This window comes from Rubrivirga litoralis, from assembly GCF_031846415.1.
GTDB classification, from domain to species: domain Bacteria; phylum Bacteroidota; class Rhodothermia; order Rhodothermales; family Rubricoccaceae; genus Rubrivirga; species Rubrivirga litoralis.
Map to the genome: position 1 here is coordinate 69,670 of NZ_JAVRHT010000007.1, position 21,254 is coordinate 90,923.

The window sequence follows — 21,254 nt, forward strand, 5'->3', positions numbered from 1 at the left end:
GACGGTAAGGGCGACCGGCGGTCGCCCACTGGGTCGGGCGGCGCGTCCCCGATCCCAGCACCCGGCGAAGAATCCGCCCCGCCCCGGTGCGGCGTCCCCGGGCGGGGCGGCCTGTGGAGACATTGCGCCCACGCCGACCGCCCCGCCCGACCGCCCCGCCCGATGCGCCGCCTCGAAGACTTCTCCGACGCCGACCTCCGCGTCTTTGCCCGCCCCGCCCTGCCGCCGCCGGCCGCCATCCGCTCGGTCTACCTCATCGGGATCTGCGGGAAGGGGATGGGCGCGCTCGCCGAGCTGCTCGCCGAGGCCGGCTACGCCGTGCGCGGGTCGGACGAGGCCGCCTACCCGCCCATGTCGACGCGCCTCGCCGCGGCCGGCATCGAGGTCCTCGAAGGCTACGACGCGGCCCACCTCGACGGCCCCGACGGCCCGCCCGACCTCGTCGTCGTGGGCAACGCGGCCGTGCCGACGCACCCCGAGGCGGCGGCAGCGCGCGAGCGCGGGCTCGTGCAGGCGTCGCTGCCCGAGACCCTCGCCCACCTGTTCCTGGCCGAGCGCCGCCCCGCCGTCGTCGCCGGCACGCACGGGAAGACGACGACGACGGGGATGCTCGTCCACGTGCTCCGCGAGGCCGGGCTCGACCCCGGCTTCCTCGTCGGCGGCGTGCTCGTGGACGAGGCGCGGACGAGCGGGCTGGGGAGCGGAGCGGCGTTCTGTGTCGAGGGCGACGAGTACGACGCGGCCTACTTCGACAAGCGGCCCAAGATGATCCTCTACCGGCCGTACCGGGCCGTCGTCACGTCGCTGGAGTTCGACCACGCCGACATCTACGCCGACTGGGACGAGTACCAGCGGGCGTTCCACGCCTTCGTCTCGCTGCCGCCGCCCGACGGCCTCCTCGTCCTCAACGGCGAGGAGCTCGAGGTCCGCGCGCTCGCCGAGTGGTCGTGGGCGCGCGTGCGGCTCTACGGCGAGGAAGGCGCGCCGGGTGGGCCGTTCGACGTGGCCGCCCGCGACCTCGCGACCGAGGACGGCGCCCAGCGGTTCACGCTCGTCGTGGGCGGGGAGGCCGTCGCGCGCGTCCGCCTCCCGCTCGGCGGGCGGTACAACGCGCTCAACGCGCTCGCGGTCGCGGCCGTGGCCCTCGACGCCGGGGCTACGCCGCAGCAGGTGGCCGACGGGCTCGCCTCGTTCGCCGGCATGAAGCGGCGCCAGGAGGTGGCCTACGATGGCCGCGTGCTCGTCGTCGACGACTTTGCCCACCACCCGACGGCCGTCGAGGCGACCGTCCGCGGCGTCCGCGAGCGGTGGCCGGGGCGGCGCGTCGTGGCCGTGTTCGAGCCGCGGTCGAACTCGTCGCGGCGGGCCGCCTTCGAGTCCCCGTACGCCCGCGCGCTCGCCGCCGCCGACGCCGTGTTCCTCTCCACCCCGCCCCTCCGCCACAACGACGACCCGGCCCACTTTCTCGACGCCGAGGCCGTCGCCGCGTCGGTCCGCGAGGGCGGCACGCCGGCCGCGGCCTACGCCTCCGCCGACGCGCTCCTCCCCGACCTCCTGGCGGACCTGCGCGACGGCGACCTCGCGCTCGTCATGTCCAACGGCTCGTTCGACGGCCTCGTCGGCAAGCTGGCGGACGCGCTGGCGGGGAGGAACGGAGGGGCGGACGAGGGATAAGGGGGAGCCGCCCCGCCCGCGCCACGAGAGGAACCCGCCGGGCGGGGCGGCCGCCGTCTCTGTCTATTCCTCCATGCCCGATCCCTCCATCCCTCGAACGGACGCCCTCGGCCGGCCGGTGCGCCTGGCCGCCCCGCCCCGGCGCATCGTCTCGCTCGTCCCGTCGCAGACGGAGCTGTTGGCCGACCTCGAGCTGGACGACGAGGTCGTCGGGCTCACGCGGTTCTGCGTCCACCCGGACGGCTGGAAGGCGGCCAAGACGATCGTAGGCGGGACGAAGAACGTCAACGTCGAGCGCGTGCGTGGGCTCCGGCCCGACCTCGTGATCGCAAACAAGGAGGAGAACGTCCGTGAGCAGGTCGAGGCCGTCGCCGCGTTCTGCCCGGTCTACGTGACGGACGTGGCCGACGTGGACGGCGCGGTCGCCATGATCCGCGACGTCGGCGCGCTCGTCGGCCGCGCGGCGCGGGCGGGGCGGATTGCCGACGAGGTCGAGGGCGGGTTCGCTGCCCTCGCGGCCGCCCCGCCCGCATCGAGTCCGCCCGCATCGAGTCCGCCCCGCACCGAGCGCGCGCTCTACCTCATCTGGCGCGACCCGTGGATGGCAGTCGGCGGCGACACGATCATTTCGGATGTGCTGGAGCGGGGCGGCTGGGCCAACGCGACCTCCAGCCGCGACCGCTACCCGACGCTCTCAGATCAGGACATCGACCAACTCGCGCCGGACGTGGTCATGCTCTCGTCCGAGCCGTACCCGTTCCAGGCCAAGCACGTGGCCGAGGTCCAGGCGCTCGCGCCGGCCGCCCGCGTCGTGCTCGTCGACGGCGAGGCGTTCTCGTGGTACGGGAGCCGCCTCCGGCACACGCCGGCCGTTCTCCGCACGCTCCGCGCGGGCGGGGCGGAGGCCAGCGGGGCGGACCGCTAGCCCAAGCGACCGGCCGCCCAGCAGGCCGAGGGCCTGGGGGCGGGGGCGGGTTCGGGCCGGTCCGCACGGGCGGGGTGGTTGGACTTCGTGTGAGGCCGAGGCCGTGTCAGGGACGCGTGGAACTACGGCGCCGCCGCGGGATCGGACCTGACGAACTCATTCCCCTCTCTCTATGATCTTCTCCCCTCCCACCGACCGCCCCGCCCTCGACGCCGGAACCTTCGACCTCGGCGACGGCCTGACCATCCACCGCCTCGGCTACGGCGCCATGCGGATCACGGGCAAGGGCATCTGGGGTCCGCCCAAGGACCACGACGAGTCCGTCCGCGTGCTGAAGCGGGCGGTCGAGCTCGGGATCGACTTTGTCGACACGGCCGACAGCTACGGCCCCTTCGTCAGCGAGGACCTGATCGCCGAGGCGCTCGCGCCGTACGACGACGTCGTGATCGCGACAAAGGGCGGCCTCCTGCGGACCGGCCCGAACGAGTGGCCGGTCCTGGGCAAGCCGTCGTATCTCCGCCAGGCCGTCCAGATGTCGCTCCGCCGGCTGAAGCTGGACACCATTCCGCTCTACCAGCTCCACCGGATCGACCCCGAGGTCGACCGCGACGAGCAGTTTGCCGCGCTCAAGGAGTTCCAGGACGAGGGCTGGGTCCGCCTCGTCGGCCTCAGCGAGGTCGACGTCGACGAGATCAAGGCGGCGCAGGACTTCGGCCTGTCCATCGTGACGGTCCAGAACGAGTACAACCTGGGCAACCGGAAGCACGAGGACGTGGTCGACTTTTGCGAGAGCGAGGGCATCGGCTTTATCCCGTGGTTCCCGCTCAACGCCGGCAAGCTGGCCGACGACGGGACGCTCGACGACGCGGCCAACGAGGTGAGCGCGTCGCCGTCGCAGGTGGCGCTCGCGTGGCTCCTCAAGCGGTCGCCCGTGATGCTCCCGATCCCGGGCACGTCGAGCGTCGAGCACCTCGAAGAGAACACGGCCGCGGCCGCGCTCGACCTGCCCGACGCCGTGTTTGACCGCCTCGATCAGGCCACTCGCGACGCGAGCTAGGTCCGCACCGAAGCGCCGATTCTGCCCTGCCTGGGGCTGTTTCCGTCTGAGGATTTCCTTAGGGACGGCGCTCAGACGTTCCTCAAAGTGGGCGGGGCGGCCTGCGTTCGCTCTTTCCTGCTCCCAAGGGTTGCTGCTCCACCGCGAGGCGCGGCGTGGCGCCTTGACGACGCCGTCCGGGTGTGTTGTCTTGGAGCATGACCGTCCGCCACCCCACCCCCTCCGTTGTCCACGACGCGACCGCCCCGGCCCGGCCGGCGGCGGTCCGCTCGGCGTGCGGTGAGGGCGGGGCGGTGCGCTCCGACGCGGCCCGCGCGGACGCCGCCCCGCCCGTGGTGGCGGAGGCCGAACGTGCGCCCTGCCGGTGCGGAGAGCCGGAGCGCACGGCTCGTCCTGGGCGGCCCGCTTTTCCTGGTTCGGCGCACGGCGTGCGTCTCGGCACAGGCGCACGGAGCGCCGGCCGCCTTCCCAGGTTCGGGTTCTCCCCGGTGCTCCGGGGTTCCCGCCCCCAATAGATTGCGAGTTGCTCTACGCGGCCAAACACTGCCTCTTCTGAAGGTTAGGCCGTCACCCTGGTAGACATGAACCTTCCCAACACATCGACCGAACGCCTGACGCAGGTGGTCCACCTCTACCTCGCGGTGGCGGACACGGCGTCGGGCGAGCACGAGCCCCACGAGCGCCAGCTCGCCATCGACCTGATGCGGCGGTGGGAGCCGCGGTGCGACGAGGAGGCCATCGAGGCCATCGTCGACACGGCTTACGTCGCGGCCCGGTCGGGCTACGAGGTCGACCGGATCGTCGGCGAACTCCGCGAGGCGCTCTCGTTCGAGGACCGGAACCGGCTGCTCGCCGACCTCGGCCGGATTGCCCGGGCTGACGGCCACCTCACGCTCCGCGAGGCCGAGATCATCGGCCAGATCCGGTCCGCTTTCCGCCGCGGCGGCGAGCCCCACCCGAGGCCCGAGGCCTGACCGCCCCGCCCCGCCCGCTGGGGCGACGACGAAACGAAGAGAGCCGCGCCCATCTCCGGGCGCGGCTCTCTTTTTGTCTGGGGCCGAGGGCGGGGTGGCCGCCCCGCCCTCACGCCGCCGGCGTCCAGGCGTCGACCTTGTCCTCGATGTAGCGGCGGACGTTCTCGGCCGGGATCCGGTCCTGCTCCATCGAGTCCCGGTCGCGGACGGTCACGGTCCCGTCCTCTAGCGTGTCGCCGTCGACGGTGATGGCGAACGGCGTCCCGACCTCGTCCTGGCGGCGGTAGCGGCGGCCGACGGCGCCCTTCTCGTCGTAGGTCACGTTGAACTGCCGGCGGAGGTCGGCCTCGATCTTGTGGGCCGCCTCGGGCATCCCGCCCTTCTTGACGAGCGGGAACACGGCGGCCGTGAACGGGGCGAGGGCGGGGTGGAACCGGAGGACCGTCCGCGTCTCGGTCTTGTCGCCGTTCGTGACCTCCTCCTCGGCGTAGGCGTCGCAGAGCACCATGAGGATTGTCCGGTCGAGGCCGACCGACGTCTCGACGACGTAGGGGAGGTAGCGCTCCTGCGTCTGCGGGTCGAAGTACTCCAGCTTTTTGCCGCTGAACTCCTGGTGCCGGCTGAGGTCGTAGTCGGTCCGGCTGTGGACGCCCTCGACCTCGTTCCACCCGAACGGGTACTCGTACTGGACGTCTTGGGCGGCGTCGGCGTAGTGGGCCAGCTTTTCGTGCTCGTGCCACCGCAGCTTCTCGGGGCGGATGCCGTTGGCGCGGTGCCACGCCATGCGCCGCTCGGACCACGCCTCGTAGGCCTCCATCTGCTCGCCGGGCTTGACGAAGTACTGCATCTCCATCTGCTCGAACTCGCGCATGCGGAAGATGAACTGGCGCGCGACGATCTCGTTGCGGAAGGCCTTCCCGATCTGGGCGATCCCGAACGGGACCTGCTGCCGGGCCGTCTCGGCGACCGTCTTAAAGTGGACGAAGATGCCCTGGGCCGTCTCGGGGCGGAGGTAGATCCGGTCGTCCTCGCCGGCGACGGCGCCCACGCGCGTCTCGAACATGAGGTTGAACTGGCGGACGTCGGTCCAGTCGAAGGCGCCGGAGTCGGGGCTCTTGATCTCCTCGTCCTGGATGACCTGGCCGAGGGCCGAGGCCGGGTCGTCGGCGTTGAGGGCGGCCACGAAGCGGCCGTAGACGGCGTCGGCCTCGTCGTCCTTGCCCTTCGCGCGGAGCTTGTCGACGTGGCCCTCGATGAGCTGGTCGGCCCGGTAGCGCCGCTTCGAGGCTTTGTCGTCGATCATGGGGTCCGAGAACGCGTCGACGTGGCCGGACGCCTTCCAGACGGTCGGGTGCATGAGGATGGCGGCGTCGAGCCCGACGACGTTGTCGTGCTCGCGGACCATCGCGTTCCACCACCGCTCGCGGACGTTCCGCTTGAGCTCGACGCCGAGCGGGCCGTAGTCGTACACGGCGCCCAGCCCGCCGTAGATCTCGGACGACGGGTAGAGGAAGCCGCGGCGCTTGGCGAGGGAGACGATCGTGTCGAGGTCGGCCATGTCGGAGGTGTGGGGAGCCCGCAAGATCGCGGCGGGGCGGGGCGGGGCGGCGAACGGCGGTCGAAAAGCGCGGGCTAGGTTGGGACCGCCCCGCCCCCAGAACCGCCCCGCCCCGATGTCCGCCCCGCCCCTGCTGCCCGGCGTCCCCGGCGACGTCACGGCGCCGCGCCAGACGCTGCTCCCCGACCTCCGCCGGTTCCGACTCGCCGACGACGCGTCGTACACGTGGCGGCACACGCCCGAGGGCGGGGCGGAGGGCGTTTACCGGCTCGTCGTGCCGGCTGGGTTCGAGCACGACTTTGCGAGCGTGCCCCGGCCGCTGTGGGCGCTCGTCGCGCCCATCGATCTGGGCATCGCGTCCATCTTCCACGACTGGCTCTACGCGCGGGCGGGCCGCGCCGAGACGCTCCGGTGGGCGGGGCGGACGCCGGGGGCGGGGTGGGAGCCGGTGCCCAAATGGTGGACGCGCCGCGACGCCGACCGGCTGTTCGCGCGGCTCATGCGCGAGCAGGGCGTGCCACGGTGGCGGCGGCGGGCGGCGTTCCTGGCCGTCCGCGCGTTCGCGGGCGGGGTTTGGGGGCGACGTCAGACGCGCCCGGCGCCGCGGCCATAAGCCCTACCTTACGCCCGGCTCCCGCGTCCGCCCCGCCCTCTGGGACCGCCCTTTGGGTTCGCCCCGCCGCCATGCTCCGCCTGCTCGCTCTCGTCCTCCTCACGGTTCTCGCGGCCGGGTGCGCCACGACCACGCCGCCCCGCCCGACCGCAGACGCGCCGGGCGGGGCGGCGCTTCCGACGATCGCCGCGAAGACGGCCGGCATGGAACGGCGCGACGGCTTCCTGCCCGTCTACTGGGACGCCGCGGCCGGGAAGGCGTGGCTCGAAGTGCCGGCGCTCGACACGGACCTCCTCTACGTCGTCTCGCTGGCGGCCGGGCTGGGGTCGAACGACGTCGGCCTCGACCGGGGGCAGCTCGGCGGCGAGCGCGTGGTCCGGTTCGAGCGGGTCGGGCCGCGCGTGCTCCTCGTGCAGCCGAACCTCCGGTTCCGGGCCGACACCGACAACGCGGCCGAGCGGCTGGCCGTCGAGGACGCGTTCGCGCCGTCGGTCGTGTGGGGCTTCGACGTGGGCGCCGAGGGCGAGGGCGGGGCGGTGCTCCTCGACGCGACCGACTTCGTGGTCCGCGACGCGCACGGCGTGGCACAGCGGCTGAAGGGGACCGGCCAGGGCGCGTTCGCGCTCGACCGCGCGCGGAGCGCGCTCGTCCCGGCCGAGCTCAAGGCGTTCCCGCAGAACACCGAACTCGAAGCCCGCCTCACGTTCGCCAGCGACGCGCCGGGCCGCTACGTCCGCGACGTGGCCGCCGACCCGACGGCGGTGACGGTCCGCGTGCGGCACTCGTTCGTGGCGCTGCCGCCGCCGGGCTACACGCCGCGGCCGTTCCGCCCGGCCTCGGGCTACTTTCCCACCGGCTACGCCGACTACGCGGTCCCCATCGGCGAGGAGGTCGAGCGGCGGTTTATCACGCGGCACCGTTTGCAGTGCGCCGCCCCGCCCGACGCGAGCGGCCTGTGCGACCCGGTCGAGCCCATCGTGTACTACCTGGACCCCGGGACGCCCGAGCCCGTGCGCGGGGCGCTCCTGGACGGGGCGCGGTGGTGGACCGACGCGTTCCGCGCCGCCGGCTTCCGCGACGCCTACCGCGTCGAGGTCCGGCCGGACTCGGTCGACCCGCTCGACGTCCGCTACAACACGATCCAGTGGGTCCACCGGGCCACGCGCGGGTGGAGCTACGGGGCCAGCGTGACGGACCCGCGGACGGGCGAGATCCTAAAGGGCGCCGTCTCGTTGGGCTCGCTCCGCGTGCGCCAGGACTACCTCATCGCCGAGGGCCTGCTCGCACCGTACACCGGGGAGAACGCGGCCGGCTTCGACCCGGAGGGCGACCCCATGCTCGCGCTCGCGCTCGCGCGGCTCCGCCAGCTCTCGGCCCACGAGGTCGGCCACACGATCGGGCTCGCCCACAACTTTGCCGCCTCGACGCAGGGCCGCGCCTCGGTCATGGACTACCCCGCCCCGCTCGCCGCCGTCGCCGAGGGCGGGGTGGACCTGTCGGACGCCTACGGCGTCGGCCTGGGCGACTGGGACGTGCAGGCCGTCCGCTACGGGTACACGCCGGACGAGAGCGCGCTGCCGGCGATCCTGGCCGAGACCCGCGCACGCGGGCTCCTCTTCCTCACCGACGCCGACGCCCGCCCCGCCGGGGCCGCCTCGCCCGTCGCCGCGCTCTGGGACAACGGGGCCGACGCCGTCGCGGCGCTCCGCTCGCAGATGGCCGTGCGGCGCGCGGCGCTCGACCGCTTTGGGGAGGCCGCCGTCCGCGAGGGGCGCCCGCTGGCAACGCTCGAAGAGGTCCTCGTCCCGCTCTACCTCGGCCACCGCTACCAGGTCGAGGCGGCGTCTCACCTCGTGGGCGGGGTGGCGTACGCGTACACCGAGCGCGGCGACGGATCCGCCCCGCCCGCGCCGGTCCCGGGTGACGTGCAGGCCGCGGCGCTCGGCGCGCTCTTGGAAGCCGTCACGCCGGCGGCTCTGGCGCTGCCCGACGCGGCCCGACTCATCCCGCCCCGCCCGCCGGGCTACGGCGCCACGCGCGAGCTGTTCGACCGGCGGACCGGGCTCACGTTCGACCCCGTGGCCCCGGCCGAGACGGCGGCGACGCTGGTGTTCGGGTTCCTGCTCGACCCCGACCGCGCGGCGCGGCTCGCGTACCAGCCCGCCCTCGACGGCTCGCTCCCCGGCCTCGCCGACGTCCTGGAGCGGACGACGACCGCCGTCCGCACGGCGCCGGCGGCGACGCCCTACGAGATGGCCCTCCGCCGGGCCACCCTCTCCGCGTGGGTCGACGGCCTGCTCGGCCTCGCGGCCGACGACGACGCAGCCCCCGAGGTCCAGGCCGCAGCGGTCGACCACGCGCTCGCGCTCGGCGCCCAGCTCTCCGCCGACGGGGGCGGGGCGGACGGCGCGCTCGACCGATGGCTGGCCGACCGGATCTTCCGCTTCCTCGACCGCGAGTACGACCCGGAGGGCGGGGTGGAGCGGCTGGACGCGCCGCCGGGGGCGCCGATTGGGAGCAGGTAGAGCAGGTAGAGCAGGTAGAGCAGGTAGAGCAGGTAGAGCAGGTAGAGCAGCCTACGGCCGGTGGGCGGGGGCGCACCAGCGGTCGCGGGTCGAGATCATCCGAAGCAAGCCGGCGTTGATCTGCCGGTACTGGGCCGCGAGCGCGGTGGCGACGTCTGCGTCGAGGTAGCCGCAACGCTCCGCGAATCGGACCCACGTCAGCGTCTCTTCGGCCTCGGCATGGGCGTCGGAGAGTTTGCTCGCAAAATGTCTGGGATACCCGCGCTTTGCCCACGCTTCGGACAGGTTTGCGCAGACGCTCCGAGACGACCGCCGGACCTGATCGGTCAGCGCATACTGCTCTTCCTTCGGCCACCGCTTCGACTGCTCGAACAGCGCCATCGCACAAGCGAAGGCCTCGCCATAGACGTGGAGCTCTCTGACTTCTCTGATCGCCATTGCTCTACCTGCTCTCTCGCTCTACCTGCTCTCCCGCTCTACCTGCTCTCTCGCCCCCTCACCCCGCCCCGCCCATCAGCCCGCGCTCGGCGAGCGACGTGAAGCCGCGGCCCGCGATGACGATGTGGTCGTGGACTGGGATGCCCAGCACCCGCCCCGCCTCGACCAGCTGCTTCGTGACCGCCACGTCCTCGCGGCTGGGCTCGGGGTTGCCCGACGGGTGGTTGTGGAGGCACACGACCGACGCGGCGTGCTCCAGGATGGCCCGCTCGAACACCTGGCGCGGCTCGACAATGGAGGCCGCCAGTCCGCCCGTCGTCAGCGTGTACTCGGACGTGACCACGTTGGCCGTGTTGAGGTGGAGCACGACGAACACCTCGCGGGGCAGGTCGCGGAGGCGCGGGCCGTAGGCGGCGGCCACGTCGGCCGGGCTCCGCACCTGGACGCGGCCCGCGGGCGGGGCGGCCTCGACGCGGCGGCCGATCTCGAACACGGCCGCCAGCTGCGCCGCCTTCGCCGGGCCGACGCCCTTCGTGGACCGCGCCACCTGGGCCGCGTCGCGCCGGGCCAGCTTCGCCAGCGACCCGTACGCCTGGAGCAGCGCCTGCCCCAGCTCGACGGCCGACACGCTCCGCCCGCCGACGCGCGTCCCGCTCCCGAACACGAGCCCCACCAGTTCGGCATCCGACAACGCGGACGGGCCTTTGGCCAGAAGCTTTTCGCGGGGCCGGTCCGCTTCGGGCCGGTCGCGGATGGGGACGTACCCGTACTGGACGTCGGGCTCCTCGGGCTCGTGGAGCGAGATCCCGGGGCGGAAGGCGTCGGCGGGCATGGGCGGGGTGGGTGCGAGCGGGCCTCGCTAGACCCGCCGCCCCGCCCGGCGTAACCCTCCCGGGCCGCCCCGCCCCCGCAGCGACAGCGGATTTGCGGGCGGGGTGGTACCACGTCTGCCCCGCGTCGCGCCTCACCGCCCCGCCCGAAACGCACGCCGCCCCGCCCCGGACGAGCGGGGTGGGGCGGCCGGTCGACAGGTGGGGTGGCGCCTCGTGCCTTACTCAGGGATCAGCTCGTTGAGCAGGTGCTCGTTCGACGGGCTCAGCTGGATCTGCTTGAGCAGCGCCTGCATGGCCTCGTCGGGGTAGCGGGAGTTCAGCGCGCGGAGGAGCATGTTGCGCTGCTTCGCGATCTCGTCCGGCACGAGGCGCTCCTCGTTCCGCGTCCCCGAGCGCTTGATGTTGATGGCCGGGTAGATCCGCTTTTCCGAGAGGTCGCGGTCGAGGACGATCTCGGCGTTGCCGGTCCCCTTGAACTCCTCGAAGATCACGTCGTCCATGCGGCTGCCGGTCTCGACGAGCGCCGTGGCGATGATGGTCAGCGAGCCGCCGTTCTCGATGTTCCGGGCCGACCCGAAGATCTTGCGCGGCATGAGGAGCGCGCGGGCGTCGAGGCCGCCCGACATGGTCCGCCCGGAGTTGCCGCCGAACAGGTTGAACGTCCGCCCGAGGCGCGTGAGCGAGTCGAGCAGGATCACGACATCGTTCTTCTGCTCGACGAGCCGGCGCGCGTACTCGAACGCGAGCGTGGCCACGCGGACGTGGTTGTCTTCGCCAGCGTCGTTCGACGACGCGAAGACGGTGCACTCCGTGTTCCGGCGGAAGTCGGTCACCTCCTCGGGCCGCTCGTCGATGAGCAGGGCCACGAGCTTGACCTCGGGGTGGTTCTCGGCGAGCCCGGCGGCGATCCCCTTCAGGAGCACCGTCTTGCCGGCGCGGGGCGGGGCGACGATGAGCGCCCGCTGGCCCTTCCCGAGCGGCGAGACCATGTCGATGACGCGCATCGACGTGTCGTCGGAGCCGGTTACGAGGTGGAGCTTTTCCTCGGGGTAGATGACGAGGCCCTCATCGAAGTCCTCGGTCTCCTCGGCCCACTCGTCCGGGCTCATACCCATCACTTCCTCGACTTCGGAGACTTGCCAGGCCCCCTTGCGGCCCGGCTTGATCGTGCCCTTGAGGAGCACACCGTCGCGGAGGTTGTACTTCTGGATGAGCGGGGGCGGCATGAACGGGTCGTTGTCGCCCTTGGTCAGCGAGGTCGAGAGCTCGCGGATGAACCCGAACTTCTTGTCGCCGATCAACTCCAGCATGCCCTCGAACGGCTCGCCGGGGTGGCCGCCGCCCTTGCTGTTGTCGCCGCCTTTTTTCGGGGAGTCCCCGCCCTTTTTGGAGCGGCTCCGCTTTTTGCGGCGGCCCCCGCCCTCGTCGTCGCTGCCGCCCTCGTCGGGGAGGCTGTCGCTGGAGGCGACGGGCTCGGCGTCGCGCGTCTTGCGGCGGCGGCGCTTGGGGGCCTCGGAGCCGCCGTCGGCCTGGGCGTCCTCTGTGGGGGCCGGGGCGTCCTCCTTCTTTTTGCGCGTGCGGCGCTTGGCGGGGGCTTTCGCATCGGCCGCGTCGGACGATCCGTTCGTGCCGCTGGCGCTCCCGGTGAGGTCGATGACCTTGGTCCGCGACCGCGACCGGCGCTTGGTGTCAGCGTCGTCGGGGCGGTCCGTCGCGTCGTCGGGGGCCGACGAGCTCGTCTTGTCTGCCATGAAATGGATGGCTGGCGATACAGGGCGTCGGCGGGCGCCGGCGCGTCGGGGGGAAGGCGGCCGGGGCCGAGCATGCGCTCAGGCGTGTGCGGCCGCAGGGGTCCGTGCGGATCGTTCGGGCGTCCGGCGCGTGTGCGGCCGGACAAGCACTCGGCCCAACTCAGCGCGGGCCTGTGCGAAACGGTTACAACAATCGGGCCGGCCGCGGAGGCATCCGCTCCGTCTCGCTCCGCTGCGACGACGTGACTGCCGGCCCTAGAGTGCCCCGGCTGCGTCGGATGGGTTCGCGAGTGGGGCCACGTTCTGACGACGGAGAAGATAGACGGTTTCCCCACGGGAAGCAAGCGCACGTGCCGCCCCGCTCCCACGTCGGGCGGGGCCGAGGCTACAACCCCCTCGGGCGGGGCGGCGCTATCCTCGGGCCATGCCCGACCTCTCCCTCGAACACCGCCACTGGGCTGCCGGACGGCATGTCGTTGCCGGCTTGGACGAGGCCGGGCGGGGCTGCCTCGCCGGCCCGGTCGTGGCCGCCGCCGTCGTGCTCCCGCCGGACGCCCGTCTCCCCGGCCTGGACGACTCCAAAAAGCTCTCGCCAGCGGCCCGCGAGGCGCTCGTTCCCACGATCGAGCGCGTCGCCGTCGCCGTCGCCGTCGGCCAGTGCTCGCCGGAGGAGGTCGACCGGCTGAACGTGCTATGGGCGGCGATGGAGGCCATGCGCCGCGCGGCGGCCGCCCTCCCCGCCCCGCCCGACGCGGTCCTGGTCGACGGCAACACGCGGATCCCAGACGCGCCGTGCCCGCAGGAGACGGTCGTCAAGGGCGACGGGCTCAGCCTGTCGATCGCGGCGGCGTCGGTCGTGGCCAAGGTGACGCGGGACCGGATCATGGTCGAGCTCGACGCGGCGTTCCCGGCCTACGGCTGGGCGGGGCACAAGGGGTACCCGACGGCGGCGCACTACGCGGCGCTCGCGGAGCACGGGCCGAGTCCGCACCACCGGCGCTCGTTCCGCCTCACGCGGTAACGCGCGGGCGGGGCGGCCGCCGGCAGAGCAACCGCGGGCGGGGTGGAGCGCCTGTCAGCCGCCCCGCTCGACGACGGCCTCGGCCACGTCGCGGGCGACGAGCGCGGGGAGCCGGTCGGCGTCGACGACGAAGTGGGCCTGGGCGTACGTCGGCTCGCGCTCGGCCAGGAGCGCGCCGACGCGTCGGGCCAGCGCCTCGCCCTGGAGCGGCCGCCCCGCCCCGTCGGCCAGGAGCGGACGGCCCCCGGCGTCTCCGAGGCGTGCGAGCGTGGTCGCGGCGGACGCGCGGAGCCACACGACGACGCCCGCCGTCTGCGCCGTCCACAGGTTCACGAGGTCCACGAGCGCGCCGCCGCCGGTCGCCACGACGAGGCCCTCGGCGTTCGTGGTCTCGGCGAGGGCCTCGGCCTCGGCCTCGCGGAACGCGGCCTCCCCGCCCCGCTCGAACAGGGCGGGGATGGTCTGCCCCGTCCGCGCCTCGATCAGCCAGTCCAGGTCAACGAAGCGGTACCCCAGGCGGTCGGCCACGAGCGGGCCGACGGTGCTCTTGCCGGAGGCCATGAAGCCGGTGAGGTAGACGCGGGGGGACACGGAAGGAAGGCGGAAGGCGGAAGGCGGAAGGCGGAAGGCGGAAGATCGTGCGGGCAGCGGGCAGCAAGGTGCCCCGCCCCGCCCGTGGGCGGGGTGGTAGAGGCGACCGGCGGTCGCCCGCAAGCAGCACACCCGCCACCCCGTCCGCCGAAAATGGTCCGGGCCAGATTCGTAGGGACACCATGCATGGTGTCCGCATTGGGGGCACGGCACGCCCGCCCCACCCAGGTCGGAGGGGGCATCGGGCGGGGCGGTCTGGGCACGTACCCGCCCCGCCCGTCACCGCCCCGGACACGGCACGCCGCGTCCCTACGAGTGCCTGACGCCGGGCGGGGCGGGGCGGGACGAACCGGGCGCCGCCCCGCCCGCGGACGACTGCCGGTCGCCCCTACCACCCACGGGCGGGGCGGCCGGAACATTTCGCAGCGCCCGCCCCATCCCCCATCCCCCATCCCCCATCCCCCATCCCCCATCCCCCATCCCCTTTGCCCACCACGCGCCTTCTGATCGAGTACGACGGGACCGACTTCCGCGGCTGGCAGGTCCAGCCGGCGGGGCCGACGATTCAAGGCACCGTCGAGGCCGCGCTCGCGACGGCGCTCCGCGCGCCCGTCGCCGTCGTCGGGTCGGGGCGGACGGACGCGGGCGTCCACGCCCGCGGGCAGGTGGCGCATTTCGTGACCGACGCGGCGCCCGACGCGCACCGGCTGCGGGCGGCGCTGAACGGGCTGCTCCCGCCGGCCGTCGCCGTGCTCGCCGTGGAGCCGGCGCCCGACGGGTTCCACGCGCGGTTCGACGCGCGGCGGCGGCGGTACACGTACCAGGCCACGACTGAACCCCGCGCCCTCGACCGCCGGACGCGCGCGCTCTTCCGCCCCGCCCCCGACGTCGACGCCATGAACCGGGCCGCCGAGACGCTCCTCGGGTGCCACGAGTTTTCGTCGTTCTGCCGGACGAAGTCGGAGACGACGAACCGCGTGTGCACCGTCGAGACGGCGCGGTGGGTGCCCGGAGCGCGCGCGGGCGACTGGGACTTCGAGATCGCCGCCGACCGCTTCCTGCACGGTATGGTCCGGGCCGTCGTCGGGACGCTCGTCGAGGTCGGGCGCGGGCGCCGGCCAGCAGACGACCTCGCCCGCGTCCTCGGCGCCCGCGACCGCCGCGCGGCCGGCCCCGCCGCTCCGGCCCTCGGCCTCGTCCTGGAGCGCGTGGACTACGCCGAGCCCGCGTTCGCCGCCCCGCCCGCGGCGCCATAGGGGCGGGGCGGGCACCGGACCGCGACGCGGAGCGTTGACGGCAACTCCACGCAACCATTCCGCGCCCCGCCCGAACCATGGGCTCTCACGCCGCCGCACCGGACGCCCCGCCATGCTGATCCAGCGTTTGCTCCAGATCCTCGTCGTCGCCATCGTCCTGGTGGCGGCGTTCGGCCTGCTCGCGCTCGTGCTCGACCTGGTCGGGTGGCTCCTCGCGCTGGCCGTCCGCGTGATCATCGTGCTCGTGGTCGTGGCCGCGGGGCTCCGGTTCGTCGAGCTCGTCCGCGACAAGAGCCGGCGGTAGAGCGCGGGCGGGGCGGTAGCTTGGGCGCTACACTTTGCCCCGCCCGATGCCCGAGTCTGCCACCGCCGCCCCGCCTCTCCAAGTCTCCTCCGAGACCGCCCCGCTCCGGCAGGTCGTGGTCCACACGCCGGGCGAGGAAATGGCGCTCGTGGCGCCGGGGAACAAGGACGAGCTGCTGTTCGACGACCTCCTGTTCGTGGAGGAGGCCCGCGAGGAGCACGCCACGCTCGTCCGCCTGTTCGAGGCGGCCATCGGCGACGCCGGCGCCGAGGGCGGGGCGGTCCTCCAGCTGTCCGACCTGCTCCGCGAGGCGTTCGACGGGGCCGACGCGCGCGAGTCGTTCGTCGAGGCGCTCGTCGAGCTCCTCCCCGAGCGCAACTTCGAGGCGTACGAGGCCGAGCTCAAGGCGCTTGGCCCCGACGCGCTCCACCGCTTCGCGCTGACGGGGCAGGCGCCGTTCGCGGTCTCGGCCACGCCGCTCCCCAACCTCCTGTTCACGCGCGACCTCTCGGCCGTCGTCGGCGACCACCCGATCCTGAGCCTGGCCGCGACGGCGGCGCGGCGGCCCGAGAGCGCGATCATCCGCACGATCTACCACCACCACCCGCGGTTCGCGGCGGCCCGCGAGCGGCTCATCGAGCTACCGGAGGACGTGACGTTTGAGGGCGGCGACCTCCTGGTCGTCAACGAGCGCGTGGTGATGATCGGGCAGAGCGAGCGGACGAGCCTGGGCGGCGTGCTGGCCGTCGCACGGGCGCTCCTGGACCGGACGTCTGTCGAGCACGTGCTGATGGTGAACCTCCCGAAGGAGCGCTACTGCATGCACCTCGACACCGTGTTCACGTTCGCCGACGACGACACATGCGTCGTCTTTCCGCCCATCATCGAGGAGCCGCGGGACCACGTCCTCCACATTGAGGCCGGCGCAGAGCGGGGCGGCGACGGACCCCGCGAGTTCCGCATGCGCCCGCTCCCGAGCGTCCGCGAGGCGCTCGAGGAGGTGACTGGCCGGTCCTACACGTTCATCCCGTGCGGCGGCGCCGACCCGATCCGCCAGCGGCGCGAGCAGTGGACGGACGGGGCCAACCTGTTCGCCGTCCGCCCCGGCCTCGTCGTCGGCTACGCCCGCAACCGGGCGACCTACGAGGCGCTCGCTCGGGCCGGCTTCCACGTCGTCAGCGCCGATGACTTCCTGGGCTTCTACGGCGACGCCGCGGCGGCCTCGCAGGACCGGATCGCCGTCCGCCTCTCGGGCAACGAGCTCTCGCGCGGGCGGGGCGGCCCGCGCTGCATGACGATGCCGCTCGTGCGAATGCGGAATTCGGAATCGTGAATGCGGAAGGGCTACCACCCCACCCCGCCCAGGCGCATTCCATTTCGTCATTCCGCGTTCAACATTCCGCATTCTAGACCGTGTCTCTCGCCTCGCTCCTCGACCCCGACCGCCGGTGGATGCAGATGGCCCTGAAGGAGGCCGAGCGGGCGTACGAGGCCGGTGAGGTCCCCGTCGGCGCCGTCGTGGTGCAGGGCGGGGCGGTCGTCGGGCGGGGCCACAACCAAGTCGAGCGACTCGCCGACCCGACGGCACACGCCGAGATGCTCGCGGTCTCGGCCGCCTGCCAGACGCTCGGCACTAAGAACCTCGCCGGCTGCACGCTCTACGTGACGCTGGAGCCGTGCCCCATGTGCGCCGGCGCGCTCGTGTGGGCGCGGCTGGACCGGCTCGTGTTCGGGGCGTTCGACGAGAAGGCCGGGGCCGCCTCCACGCTCTTCGACATCCCCCAGGACCGGCGCCTCAACCACCAGGTCGAGACGGTCTCCGGTGTCGAGGCCGACGCCGCCGCCGACCTCCTGCGCGCGTTCTTCCGCGCCCGCCGCCCCGCCCCCGACGGGCGGGGCGGCGCATAGGGGGCGAGGCGGGCCACCCCGCCCAGGCAGCGGCGACCAAGGCGGCCGGGGCGGCACAGGTCCGCGGCCCCGTTTCCACGTCCGCTTGGCAACACGCCGGGGGCGGGGCGGTAGCAGCCGGACACCGCCCCGCCCCGCCGTGCCCAACGGACGCCCCGCCCCGCCCCGCCCCGACGCCGTCGACCTCCTTGTGGTCGGCGCCGGCCCCATCGGGCTCGCGTGCGCGATCGAGGCGGAGCGCGCAGGGCTCACGGCGCGCGTGGTCGAAAAAGAGGCGCTCGTCAACTCGATCGTCGGGTACCCGACGCTCATGGAGTTTTTCTCGACGCCCGAGCTCCTGGAGATCGGCGGGCACCCGCTCGCGACCACGCTCTACAAGCCGCGCCGCGAGGAGGCCCTCGACTACTACCGCGCCGTCGCCCAGCGCGAGGGGCTCGATGTCCGCCTCGGCGAGCGCGTGCTCGCCGTCGAGGGCGGGGCGGGCGACTTTACCGTCGTCACGTCGCGGGGGACGCACGCGGCCCGGGCGGTCGTGGTCGCCACAGGCTTCTTCGACCAGCCCAACCGGCTCGGCGTCGAGGGCGAGGACTTGCCCCACGTCGCCCACTACTACAAGGAGCCGTACCTGTACAGCGGGCGGCGGACGGTCGTGGTCGGGGCCAAAAACTCGGCGGCCAAGGCCGCCCTGGAGATCAACCGCCACGGCGGCGACGTGACGATGGTCGTGCGGGGCGGGGAGATCACGACGAGCGTGAAGTACTGGATCCGCCCGGACCTCCTCAACCGAATCGAGGAGGGCGCCATCGAAGCCCACTTCCACTCGACCGTCGAGCGCATCACGCCGACGACCGTCCACGTCCGCACACCCGACGGCCCGCTCGCCGTCGAGGCCGACTTCGTCCTCGCGCTCATCGGCTACCACCCGGACTTCTCGTTCCTGACCGCGGCCGGCGTCGAGCTCGACGGCCCCGCTCGCGTCCCCGTCTTCGACGACGATACGATGGAGACGACGCGGCCCGGCCTCTACCTCGCGGGGACCGTCTGCGGCGGCTACAACACGAGCCGCTGGTTTATCGAGAACGGCCGGATTCACGCGGCCCGGATCGCCGCGCACCTGGCGGGGCGGCCGGTCCCTCACGTTGAGGCGGTGGGGCAGCCCTGACCGCCCCCGCCCGGGCGGGGCGGCCGTCGGGCGGGGCGGACGAAACGTGAGCGGCCGGCACCCCTGGAGGCGCCGGCCGCTATAGCGTAGAACCGGGGTTCGGATCTAGCTCCCGACCGTCACGCCGACCGTGCAGGACGCGTTGCTGCGGGCGTTTGCGGCCGTGATCGTGGCCGTGTACGTCCCCGCCGTGTTGTACGTGTACTGGAGGGGCAGGCTGACGTTGTTGGCCGTCACGCCGTTGCCGTAGTCGACGGACACGCTCGCGTCGCCGACCAGGCTGTTGACGACGCCGTTGAACTGGACCGCCCCGCCCACCGGGACCGCGCTCGGCTGGGCCGTACACTCGCTGATCGTGACGGGCTCGCGGACCTCAATGTCGAGGGTGCACGAGTCGCTCCCGTCCTCGTTCTCCACGACAATTGTCGCGTCGTAAGACCCGGCCTCCGGGTACGTGTAGGTGACGGGGAATGACGCAACAGGCACGACGTCAGGGGCCGTGTCCGCGTCAGGACCGTCCACGCCGTACGTGATTGAGACCTCGGAGTCGAGACGGCCTGCGGTCACCGCGCTGAACGTGATGGGGTCGCCTTCGACCACCCGGTACGTCACGTTGTCTCCGTTGCGGACGAGCGACGAAGACGTCGCGGCGCACGCCCCGACGGACGGCGGCTCCGTCACCGTGACATCCTCGGTGCCAGCGTACGTCCCGTCACTGACGGTGACTGTGTAGGCGCCCCGGGTCCCGAACGTAACGTCGTAGTACTCGCCGTCGCGCCGAACCACGCCGGTCGGGTTGCCCGGTCCTTCGACATTCCACGCGTACGTCTGGTCGATCGTGTAGGCCTGGATGTAGTAGGGCACCGTCGTCGTCGGGTCAGTCTCGACGTCGACGCTCGTAATCGTTACGCCGGTCGCGGTCGTGTCCGCCATGTACCGGATCTCAGGGGCGACCTCGACGGAGGACGCGCCGACGATCGTCCGGGAGTCCCCGGCTTCAAAGTCGAGGTTGTCCTCGAAGTTGTCGCAGGCCGTGAGCCCCGCCGCGAGGGCGAGGGTCCCCAAGAGGAGGGGGCGAAAGCGGGAGGAGATAGGCATGGAGGCGATACAGATAAAGCGGTTCAGGAGAGCGAGCGGGGGTGGTTACAGACCAATGGGCGCAACGTCCCACCAGACTCGGGTCCCCTGTGTGTCGGGACCCTGGCTGGCGATGGCCGCGGCCAGGTTATCGCTGTTCAGAGCCTCCTCCTGGGTGGGGTAGACGAGGCGGACGGGGATCGGCCCCTCGAAGGAGTCCAGCTTACCTCCGACCGGCTCGATCAGGACACCTGTAAAGTCGAGCCGGCGCCACTCGGACCAGCCCTGAATGCCCTGCATGTAGAGGGCGAGCCACTTCTGAACACCCAGAACCTGCCTGTAGTTGGAGCCGTCGAGATCGGGGAGGTCACTGACGTAGTCCTCTACGACATCCTGATCGTCGACGCCCCAGTACTCAAACGAGGTGCGGACGGCGTCCTCGAACAGGTCGTCAGCGTCGCCGCTGATGAACCCGCGAGCGGCGGCCTCAGCCTTGATGAACAGGACCTCGTCGTAGAGCATGAAGATGGCCGGCGACGTCGCTTCCCGCGTGATCTCGCCCGGACGCGAAAAGTTGGACCGTGGAATGGCCGCGGCTACGCCTTGCGCAAGCCCGTACGGGAGTCCTTCGTACACCGGCGCCCCCGGCGTCACCTCCACGGAACGCGGGGTGGGTGCAACGTAAATCGGGAGGCGCGGGTCGTTCCGCTCCTGGAGGGTCGTCACCAGACCTTCAGTTACGGCCCAGTCGTCGCGGCCCGTGATTTCGTAGTTCTCGTAGATCGGGTTCGTGTACGGCTCCGACGTTGTAAAGTCGAGGATCGCTGCGTCAGCCACGCTGTTCATCGGGCCGGCCGCAATGGCTTCTTGGATGGCCTGCGCCGCCTGGTCCGGGAGTTGGTCCGACATCCGCATGGCGATTCGCATCTTGAGCGAGTTGGCGAACCGCTTCCACCTAGCCGCGTTGCCGCCGTAAATGAGATCGCCTGGGACAGTCCCGGCCACGTCAATCATCGCCTGATCCTCCGTTAGGCGGCGGATGAGGTCGGGGTAGATCTCCTCCTGTGGCGTGAAGGCCGGCACCCGGTTGTCCCGCCCCTGCAGAGCCTCCGTGTATGGGATGTCGCCCCAGATATCCGTCATCACGTGGAACGCGAACACCTGCATGATGTCGGCGACGGCGACCTGGTTCTCCGGGCTGACAGCGGCCTCGTCCTCCGGCACGAGCCGTTTGAGCTCCTGGAGGTTGCTGATCACGAGGTAGAGATCAGTCCAGTAAGCGTCCACGACGTTTTCGCGGTACTGGTAACGGTCCTCGCTCGTGTACTGGTTCTGCGTCCAGTACTGGGCGTAGAGGAGCCCGAAGCGGCCGTTGTTGAAGCTGTCAAAGTAGTTCTGCGCGAGGTTTACCTCCGCACGGGACAGGATGAACCCTGTCACAGGCTGCGTCGACTCGTTCGGGTTTTCGTTGAGCTCGGTAAGGTCGCAGGCGCTCAGCGTGAGGGCGCAGGCGACGACACCGACGAGGGCAATGGATCGGTTCACGGGAGGAGAGTCAGAAGGTGTACGGGTCGCGACGGCCGCCCC

The 21,254-nt window shown here is 72.4% G+C and carries 19 protein-coding genes; 12 read left to right on the forward strand and 7 right to left on the reverse strand.

All coding sequences use genetic code 11. From position 1 onward, the window contains the following. Window positions 1-162 precede the first annotated feature (162 nt). The 4 genes from RM540_RS04610 (at window position 163) to RM540_RS04625 (ending at window position 4,630) form a co-directional block, all read left to right on the forward strand. Complete coding sequence (locus tag RM540_RS04610; RefSeq protein WP_311662364.1) at window positions 163-1,674, forward strand: UDP-N-acetylmuramate--L-alanine ligase; 1,512 nt, start codon at window positions 163-165, stop codon at window positions 1,672-1,674. Window positions 1,675-1,747: 73 nt separating this feature from the next. Beyond that, complete coding sequence (locus RM540_RS04615) at window positions 1,748-2,599, forward strand: helical backbone metal receptor (RefSeq protein WP_311662365.1); 852 nt, start codon at window positions 1,748-1,750, stop codon at window positions 2,597-2,599. Window positions 2,600-2,771: 172 nt separating this feature from the next. Then, complete coding sequence (locus RM540_RS04620) at window positions 2,772-3,656, forward strand: aldo/keto reductase (protein WP_311662366.1); 885 nt, start codon at window positions 2,772-2,774, stop codon at window positions 3,654-3,656. Between the two features lie 581 nt (window positions 3,657-4,237). Then, window positions 4,238-4,630 carry a tellurite resistance TerB family protein gene (locus RM540_RS04625; RefSeq protein ID WP_311662368.1) on the forward strand — a complete coding sequence of 131 codons (393 nt, stop codon included), beginning with the start codon at window positions 4,238-4,240 and terminating at the stop codon, window positions 4,628-4,630. A gap of 109 nt (window positions 4,631-4,739) precedes the next feature. On the opposite strand, the gene RM540_RS04630 is transcribed toward RM540_RS04625, so the two are convergent. After that, on the reverse strand, window positions 4,740-6,188 hold the full coding sequence (locus RM540_RS04630; protein WP_311662369.1) for a glycine--tRNA ligase: 1,449 nt from the start codon (window positions 6,186-6,188) through the stop codon (window positions 4,740-4,742). Between the two features lie 115 nt (window positions 6,189-6,303). Here RM540_RS04630 and RM540_RS04635 point away from each other — a divergent pair, with 115 nt between their 5' ends. After that, window positions 6,304-6,801, forward strand: coding sequence for a DUF1353 domain-containing protein (locus RM540_RS04635; protein WP_311662370.1), 498 nt, complete (start codon window positions 6,304-6,306; stop codon window positions 6,799-6,801). Between the two features lie 71 nt (window positions 6,802-6,872). Further along, the gene (locus RM540_RS04640) at window positions 6,873-9,326 is read left to right on the forward strand and encodes a zinc-dependent metalloprotease (protein ID WP_311662371.1); all 2,454 of its coding nucleotides are present in this window, start codon (window positions 6,873-6,875) and stop codon (window positions 9,324-9,326) included. Between the two features lie 51 nt (window positions 9,327-9,377). On the opposite strand, the gene RM540_RS04645 is transcribed toward RM540_RS04640, so the two are convergent. The 3 genes from RM540_RS04645 to rho all read right to left on the reverse strand — a co-directional run bounded on the left by RM540_RS04645 (window position 9,378) and on the right by rho (window position 12,348). Then, a complete protein-coding gene (locus tag RM540_RS04645; protein ID WP_432280802.1) occupies window positions 9,378-9,707 on the reverse strand; it encodes a four helix bundle protein in 330 nt (109 codons plus the stop codon). Between the two features lie 115 nt (window positions 9,708-9,822). Continuing rightward, the gene (gene radC / locus RM540_RS04650; RefSeq protein ID WP_311662373.1) at window positions 9,823-10,596 is read right to left on the reverse strand and encodes a RadC family protein; all 774 of its coding nucleotides are present in this window, start codon (window positions 10,594-10,596) and stop codon (window positions 9,823-9,825) included. A 219-nt stretch (window positions 10,597-10,815) separates the two neighbouring features. Then, window positions 10,816-12,348, reverse strand: coding sequence for a transcription termination factor Rho (rho, locus tag RM540_RS04655; RefSeq protein ID WP_311662374.1), 1,533 nt, complete (start codon window positions 12,346-12,348; stop codon window positions 10,816-10,818). A 424-nt stretch (window positions 12,349-12,772) separates the two neighbouring features. On the opposite strand from rho, the gene rnhB reads away from it, so the two are divergent. Further along, entirely contained in the window at window positions 12,773-13,369 is a 597-nt protein-coding gene (rnhB, locus tag RM540_RS04660) for a ribonuclease HII (RefSeq protein ID WP_311662375.1), read from the forward strand. A 54-nt stretch (window positions 13,370-13,423) separates the two neighbouring features. On the opposite strand, the gene RM540_RS04665 is transcribed toward rnhB, so the two are convergent. Next, on the reverse strand, window positions 13,424-13,960 hold the full coding sequence (locus RM540_RS04665; RefSeq protein WP_311662376.1) for a shikimate kinase: 537 nt from the start codon (window positions 13,958-13,960) through the stop codon (window positions 13,424-13,426). 485 nt (window positions 13,961-14,445) lie between these two features. Here RM540_RS04665 and truA point away from each other — a divergent pair, with 485 nt between their 5' ends. The 5 genes from truA to RM540_RS04690 all read left to right on the forward strand — a co-directional run bounded on the left by truA (window position 14,446) and on the right by RM540_RS04690 (window position 18,590). Beyond that, complete coding sequence (gene truA / locus RM540_RS04670; protein WP_311662377.1) at window positions 14,446-15,216, forward strand: tRNA pseudouridine(38-40) synthase TruA; 771 nt, start codon at window positions 14,446-14,448, stop codon at window positions 15,214-15,216. A 112-nt stretch (window positions 15,217-15,328) separates the two neighbouring features. Continuing rightward, the gene (locus RM540_RS04675) at window positions 15,329-15,520 is read left to right on the forward strand and encodes a hypothetical protein (protein WP_311662378.1); all 192 of its coding nucleotides are present in this window, start codon (window positions 15,329-15,331) and stop codon (window positions 15,518-15,520) included. Between the two features lie 46 nt (window positions 15,521-15,566). Continuing rightward, entirely contained in the window at window positions 15,567-16,853 is a 1,287-nt protein-coding gene (locus tag RM540_RS04680) for an arginine deiminase (protein ID WP_311662379.1), read from the forward strand. An 80-nt stretch (window positions 16,854-16,933) separates the two neighbouring features. After that, the gene (gene tadA, locus RM540_RS04685; protein WP_311662380.1) at window positions 16,934-17,428 is read left to right on the forward strand and encodes a tRNA adenosine(34) deaminase TadA; all 495 of its coding nucleotides are present in this window, start codon (window positions 16,934-16,936) and stop codon (window positions 17,426-17,428) included. A gap of 139 nt (window positions 17,429-17,567) precedes the next feature. Next, window positions 17,568-18,590 carry a YpdA family putative bacillithiol disulfide reductase gene (locus RM540_RS04690; protein ID WP_311662381.1) on the forward strand — a complete coding sequence of 341 codons (1,023 nt, stop codon included), beginning with the start codon at window positions 17,568-17,570 and terminating at the stop codon, window positions 18,588-18,590. 105 nt (window positions 18,591-18,695) lie between these two features. Here the strand turns inward: RM540_RS04690 and RM540_RS04695 are convergent, their stop codons facing one another. Together RM540_RS04695 and RM540_RS04700 are read right to left on the reverse strand one after the other, a co-directional pair. Next, window positions 18,696-19,688 carry a PKD domain-containing protein gene (locus RM540_RS04695; protein ID WP_311662382.1) on the reverse strand — a complete coding sequence of 331 codons (993 nt, stop codon included), beginning with the start codon at window positions 19,686-19,688 and terminating at the stop codon, window positions 18,696-18,698. A gap of 45 nt (window positions 19,689-19,733) precedes the next feature. Further along, on the reverse strand, window positions 19,734-21,212 hold the full coding sequence (locus tag RM540_RS04700) for a SusD/RagB family nutrient-binding outer membrane lipoprotein (protein WP_311662383.1): 1,479 nt from the start codon (window positions 21,210-21,212) through the stop codon (window positions 19,734-19,736). Window positions 21,213-21,254: the final 42 nt, after the last annotated feature.

Excerpts from the sequence above, each read along its gene's own strand:
- RM540_RS04615 (WP_311662365.1), top strand. The coding sequence starts at position 1,748 with ATGCCCGATCCCTCCATCCCTCGAACGGACGCCCTCGGCCGGCCGGTG.
- rho (WP_311662374.1), bottom strand. The coding sequence starts at position 12,348 with ATGGCAGACAAGACGAGCTCGTCGGCCCCCGACGACGCGACGGACCGC.
- rnhB (WP_311662375.1), top strand. The coding sequence starts at position 12,773 with ATGCCCGACCTCTCCCTCGAACACCGCCACTGGGCTGCCGGACGGCAT.
- RM540_RS04620 (WP_311662366.1), top strand. The coding sequence starts at position 2,772 with ATGATCTTCTCCCCTCCCACCGACCGCCCCGCCCTCGACGCCGGAACC.
- RM540_RS04610 (WP_311662364.1), top strand. The coding sequence starts at position 163 with ATGCGCCGCCTCGAAGACTTCTCCGACGCCGACCTCCGCGTCTTTGCC.
- RM540_RS04675 (WP_311662378.1), top strand. The coding sequence starts at position 15,329 with ATGCTGATCCAGCGTTTGCTCCAGATCCTCGTCGTCGCCATCGTCCTG.
- radC (WP_311662373.1), bottom strand. The coding sequence starts at position 10,596 with ATGCCCGCCGACGCCTTCCGCCCCGGGATCTCGCTCCACGAGCCCGAG.
- RM540_RS04695 (WP_311662382.1), bottom strand. The coding sequence starts at position 19,688 with ATGCCTATCTCCTCCCGCTTTCGCCCCCTCCTCTTGGGGACCCTCGCC.
- RM540_RS04630 (WP_311662369.1), bottom strand. The coding sequence starts at position 6,188 with ATGGCCGACCTCGACACGATCGTCTCCCTCGCCAAGCGCCGCGGCTTC.
- RM540_RS04635 (WP_311662370.1), top strand. The coding sequence starts at position 6,304 with ATGTCCGCCCCGCCCCTGCTGCCCGGCGTCCCCGGCGACGTCACGGCG.
- RM540_RS04625 (WP_311662368.1), top strand. The coding sequence starts at position 4,238 with ATGAACCTTCCCAACACATCGACCGAACGCCTGACGCAGGTGGTCCAC.
- RM540_RS04645 (WP_432280802.1), bottom strand. The coding sequence starts at position 9,707 with ATGGCGCTGTTCGAGCAGTCGAAGCGGTGGCCGAAGGAAGAGCAGTAT.
- RM540_RS04680 (WP_311662379.1), top strand. The coding sequence starts at position 15,567 with ATGCCCGAGTCTGCCACCGCCGCCCCGCCTCTCCAAGTCTCCTCCGAG.
- RM540_RS04640 (WP_311662371.1), top strand. The coding sequence starts at position 6,873 with ATGCTCCGCCTGCTCGCTCTCGTCCTCCTCACGGTTCTCGCGGCCGGG.